General features: G+C 57.5%; 5 protein-coding genes. 4 read left to right on the plus strand and 1 reads right to left on the minus strand.

All coding sequences use genetic code 11. The annotated features are described in order from the left end of the window. Window positions 1-684, minus strand: a 684-nt coding sequence (locus VN887_18740; protein HXT42053.1) for a 1,4-alpha-glucan branching enzyme, incomplete at its 3' end; no start/stop codon positions are given. Between the two features lie 96 nt (window positions 685-780). Here VN887_18740 and VN887_18745 point away from each other — a divergent pair. The 4 genes from VN887_18745 to VN887_18760 form a co-directional block, all read left to right on the plus strand. After that, window positions 781-1248, plus strand: coding sequence for a protease complex subunit PrcB family protein (locus VN887_18745; GenBank protein HXT42054.1), 468 nt, complete (start codon window positions 781-783; stop codon window positions 1246-1248). An 842-nt stretch (window positions 1249-2090) separates the two neighbouring features. Beyond that, window positions 2091-2669, plus strand: a complete 579-nt coding sequence (locus VN887_18750; protein HXT42055.1) for a hypothetical protein — start codon at window positions 2091-2093, stop codon at window positions 2667-2669. Between the two features lie 136 nt (window positions 2670-2805). Then, complete coding sequence (locus VN887_18755; protein HXT42056.1) at window positions 2806-3891, plus strand: fatty acid desaturase; 1086 nt, start codon at window positions 2806-2808, stop codon at window positions 3889-3891. Continuing rightward, on the plus strand, window positions 3888-5221 hold a 1334-nt coding region (locus VN887_18760), incomplete at its 3' end, for an LTA synthase family protein (GenBank protein ID HXT42057.1). The genes VN887_18755 and VN887_18760, both read left to right, overlap by 4 nt.

Below are 5221 nucleotides of genomic sequence, written 5' to 3' on the forward strand. Positions count from 1 at the left end.
CGAGAACTTGCGGTTGTCCCACACGATAGAGGCGTTCTTCGGCGCCGGCTCGAAGAAAAAACCGTACGGATCGGTTTTCAGCACGAGCGCGCCGTTGGCGTGCTTGATCTCGTATTTGTAAAGCGCACCCTCTCGGACACCGGGAATGAAAATCTCCCAGACGCCGGATGGACCAAGGTGGCGCATCGGATGAAATCGCCCGTCCCAACCGTTAAAATCGCCGACCACACTGATGCGCTGCGCATTCGGCGCCCACACCGCGAAACTCGTGCCCGCCACGCCGTCAACGTTCCGGAGTTGCGCGCCGAGTTTGTCGTAAATGCGCCGCTCGTTCCCCTGCCCGAACAAATACAAATCGGTTTCTCCCAATGTCGGGAGAAATGAAAACGGGTCGCGCGTCCGGCGCGCCTGCCCGCCTTGCGTGACCACGAGATCATAAGCATACACCCGGCTGGCGTCCCTGGTGACGCCTTCAAAAATACCGGCGTCGTGGACAGGCTTCAGTTTGATTTTCGGCTTGTTCTTCTCGTGGACCGGGACGGCTTCGACTGACGTGGCGTTGGGAAGAAAGGCGCGCGCGACCAGGCCGGAACCATCGCCCAGCGGGTGCATGCCGAGCAACGTGTGCGGCGACCGATGCTGGACATTGACGAGGCTCTCCAGTTCTTCGGGCGTGAGAAGCATGACTGGATTGTCTCATGCTACAACGCGAAAAACAGGAAAAAAGGCGTTTGGCTTCCGATGGCCCGGTGTTAGTTTTGAAACGGAGACGCACTGTGCATGAAAGTCATTGAATCGTTACTCATCGGCGTGTTTTTGACTGTCCTGTTGAATTGTATGAACGCGGACGACGCTCAATCCCTCTCGGTTCGCTCACTGGCCAAAGGCGCGTTCAGTGGCGTCAAGGACCCCAGACAGGAAGTCATCCGCGACGCGGCGGCGTGGGGAAAAGTCTGGAAACAGCACTCGGCGTCCGCAGGATCAGTGGAGAAAATCCCCGCCGTTGATTTTGCAAAGGAAATGGTCATTGCCGTGACGATGGGCATCAAGCGCACCGGCGGTTACATGATTGAAATCGCCCGCGTGGAGCAGACTGAGAAGTCATTGAAGATTTTCGTGAAACGAACCTCGCCGCCACCCGGGTCGCTGTCCATTCAGGTGCTCACCGCGCCGTTCCATTTCGTTGCCGTGCCGAAAAGCGATTTAAAACCGGAATTTTTGGAAACAAACCCTGCTGAAAAGAAGTGAGCGTCGCCGCCGAGATTCTGCGTTGCGCGATTGAACAACCCGAAGGTGTCCGAAGCGAATGAGGCACCGGATAACCAGTGTCCGCCGATTCGCGCCGCGACCAGCGGCTGTTCCGTGGTCCGGATGTTACGGCACTCGGTAAACACCGTAAATGTGTTCAATAACCTGGATGGTTTCGCGAACAAACGTGGCGAGTCCTCTATCTCTTGAGGTCACCGTGCTCGCGTAGGCGCAGAACTCCCGCACTCTTGGAAGAGCGGCAGTTAGAATTCTCTTGTATGGGTATGAACGCATCACTCGACCCAGAGAAACATGTGTCAAATGCGCTATCTGCTTGTTGATGTCCTGCCGTGCGTTGCCGAGAAATGCGCGACCCAAATTCAATCCGGGAATGTCCGACGGGACAAGATCATCAGGATGTTTTCGGACGCCATTTCAAAAGTCGTCAAACGCCCGAATGTTGACTAACGTTGACTCGACCACTGCGTTTTCCACGCCGATGTACGCCTGATGAACTGTTGTGTCCTTGACGAAAGCTGATTCCAAACAAGTCTTCCAGAATTACGCACAGAACATCTGGTTGATGTGGTCCAGCACGGCTCGGACCCCATCACGTAAGGCTTTGTCCTGAAGAGCAGTTCTCATTTGAATATAATGCACGCGCACCTGATTTGGCCAACTCCCGGTATTATCAAGCTTTCATGAAAACAGACTTGCGAACTTCTGTGAAGAAGAATGCTCCATCGTTTGCGCCAGCGATTCGGCTTTGATTGTCATTTCTTTTGCATCTCTTTTACAAGTTTCTGACAACTCGAGTTGCCGCCCGGCGTCACATTGGCCGTATGAAAACAAACTTCTCATTTCATCCATTCGCCCGCCCGGCCGTTTGCGGGATGGGAGTCGGCGCCCCTTTGCTGGCCCGTGTTAACAGCCTGAAGTTTGCGATATTGCTCCTCGCGCTGTTCAGCCTTGGCGCAGCCCGGGCGCGCGCCAGCGACCCGATCGGCATTTACGCGCTGGTCGACAAAGTCGTGTTCGAGCCAAACGAGACAAATCCGGAACGGATTCAAATTCTGGGAGCGTTTGCCATCGCGGAAGGTTACGGTTACACCTACAAAAAAGCCGAGCGCGGTTACCTGTATTACAAGTTGAACACGGACAAGCCGGCTGCTTGCCGCAACGAATGGGCCGACCTCAAGTCCGTGGCCGGCACCGGCCAGATCGTCGCCTTCGGCAGCCGCTACGGCGAAAAAGGAACGCTGCGCAAGTTGGACGCGAAACCGGCGAACGCGGACCCGTATCCGGTCGCGATGGGGCTGATCAAGGTGAAAGAGGAAAAAGACTACGAACCGGTGAGGCAACTGGCCAGGCTACGGCACACCAGACCGCCGGGCACGCAGGCTCAAAAAAAGAGTCAGTAGGTGCGTGTTTGAAATGGGCGATATGTCCGCGTCCCCGCCCAACGAATGCTCGGTTGAGCACGCTCAAACGAGTGCGCCGACCGCGTTAATCCGCAGGATTGAATCGAGACCCGCACTCCGCACGGACCCCATCCTTTTGCCGCAAAAACGAAGCATCCTTCGACATTCGACCTGGGATGCCCTGTTCGTCGCGCTGGCCGTCGCTCACGCAATCGCGCTGACGATTGTTCCGTCCGCACCAATCATTGCTCTCGGCCTGTGGTGGAACGCGAACACGATTGCGCACAACTTCATTCATCGTCCTTTTTTCCGATCAAACACCCTGAACGACGCGTTCTCGGCCTTTGAAAGCCTGATTCTTGGGATCCCCCATCGACTGTGGCGTGACCGGCATCTCGCTCATCACGCGGGCCAGCCGGGGCGCTGGCACTGGTCCCGTCAACTCGCCGCGGAAGTTTGTCTGCTTTGCGCGTTGTGGTGCGGATTGCTGGCTTTCACGCCAGGCTTTCTCCTGACGGTTTACCTTCCTGGCTGGCTCCTCGGTTTGGGGCTTTGCCAGTTGCAGGGTTTTTTTGAACACAGACAGGGGACAACGAGCCATTACGGACGACTCTACAATTTGCTGTTCTTCAACGACGGCTATCATGCCGAGCACCACGCGCGGCCGGTCGAACATTGGGCGCGGTTGCCGCTGCGAAAGCTGGCTGGAACGCGAACGAGCCGATGGCCGGCAGTTCTGCGCTGGCTCGAAATCTTCGACCTTAATAACCTGGAGCGGCTCGTCCTGTGTTCACCCACGCTCCAGCGATTCGTGATCCGGCAACATGAGCGCGCCGTTCGCACGCTGCTGCCCGCGTTGGAAGGCGTTCGCCACGCGGGAATCGTGGGCGGTGGAATGTTCCCGCGCACTGCTTTGATTTTGCAGCAACTTCTGCCCGGCGCCCGACTGACCATCATCGATGCGAGCGAGGAAAACCTTCGTTCCGCCCGACCTTTCGTGGGCCGCGCCGTTAAATTCATTCACGCCTTCCATGACACTTTGCCGCTGACTGAAGTCGACCTGTTGGTAATTCCGCTGGCGTTTATCGGCGAGCGTTCGACGATCTATCATCGCCCTCCGGCGCCATTGGTTCTGGTGCATGACTGGCTGTGGCGCCCGCGCGGTGAGAGCGTCGTCGTTTCGCTATTTCTCCTCAAACGGCTGAACCTGATCAGAAAATGAAAACTCTCTGTCTTTTCGGAGTCCTGTTGCTGGCGCGGATTTTGATTCTGCTCGGGCGTGACGTCCCCATCTCTGTCTGGTCTCCCGCTGCCTTTCTCTGGCAGGATCTCGCGGTGGTCCTGGCATTTGCCATGTTGGAGAGAATGACGGTGCGGCGTCCTTGGATCGCATGGACGGTGTATGCGGTCACCGCGCTCTACGTCGCACTGAATCTTCCTCTGTTTCGGCTGATGTCCACACCACTGACGGCACCGATGTTGCGCGCCGCTCGAGGCGCGCTGGCTGATTCGATCCGGCATGAGTTAACCCCGGAAAACCTGTCACTTATCGCGTGTGTGCTCGGCGCGGCAGTAATGCTTCCACTGATACTACGGGGCGCGCGGCCTCGACGATCGATGGGCGCAGCAGCGGCGGTCGTCGCTATGGCAACGGTGGCGCTGGGACCAGCGGCCACTGCCCGAGTGGAGACCGGCGGCCTGCACCGCAACTTCTTCTTCGCACTGATTGAAACCGCATGGCCGCGGGTGCCAGCGACGTCTGCAGATGAAACTGACTGGCGAAAGAGTCCATTTCCCGACGCGGGCCCGAGCGCCGCGGAGCAGGAGGATTTGTCGCGGTTCAAGGGCGCGGCAAAAGGGCGCAACGTCGTCATGGTCCTCCTGGAATCGACGGGCGCGCGCCATCTGCATCGTTACGGTTTGACCGAGGACCCGATGCCTCATCTCACCGCTCTGGCGCGAAAATCAGTCCTGTTTGAAAACGCTTACTCGGTTTATCCGGAAAGCATCAAAGGGCTTTTTTCCGTCCTCTGTTCGCGGTATCCGGCTTTGGACACGAAACCGGAGATCTGCGCGCGGTCGACCACGCCTTCGATAGCCACGGTGCTGGCGGATGCGGGCTATCGGACGGCGTTGTTTCACTCCGGCCGGTTTCTTTATCTTGGCATGAAAGACGTTGTCGAGCACCGCGGGTTCCAAATTCTGGAAGATGCGGGCGACATCGGGGGAAACCACGAATCCAGTTTCGGCGTTGACGATGCCGCCACCGCGCGGCGTATGTTGAACTGGATTGATTCACTTCATCGCAGCGAAAAATTCTTCATCACCTACCTGCCGGTCGCCGGGCATCATCCCTATGAAGTTCCTGGACCGAACCCCTTCCCGGCACACGACGACGCGGGCCGTTATCTCAACGCACTCCATTACTGTGACGCGGTTTTGGGCGAGTTCATCGAAGGGCTTAAAGCCCGCGGATTGTTCAACGAGTCCCTATTCATCATTTTTGGCGCCCATGGTGAAGCGTTCGGCCAGCATTCCGGCAACTTCGGCCA

Source organism: Candidatus Angelobacter sp. (assembly GCA_035607015.1).
Lineage (GTDB): Bacteria > Verrucomicrobiota > Verrucomicrobiia > Limisphaerales > AV2 > AV2.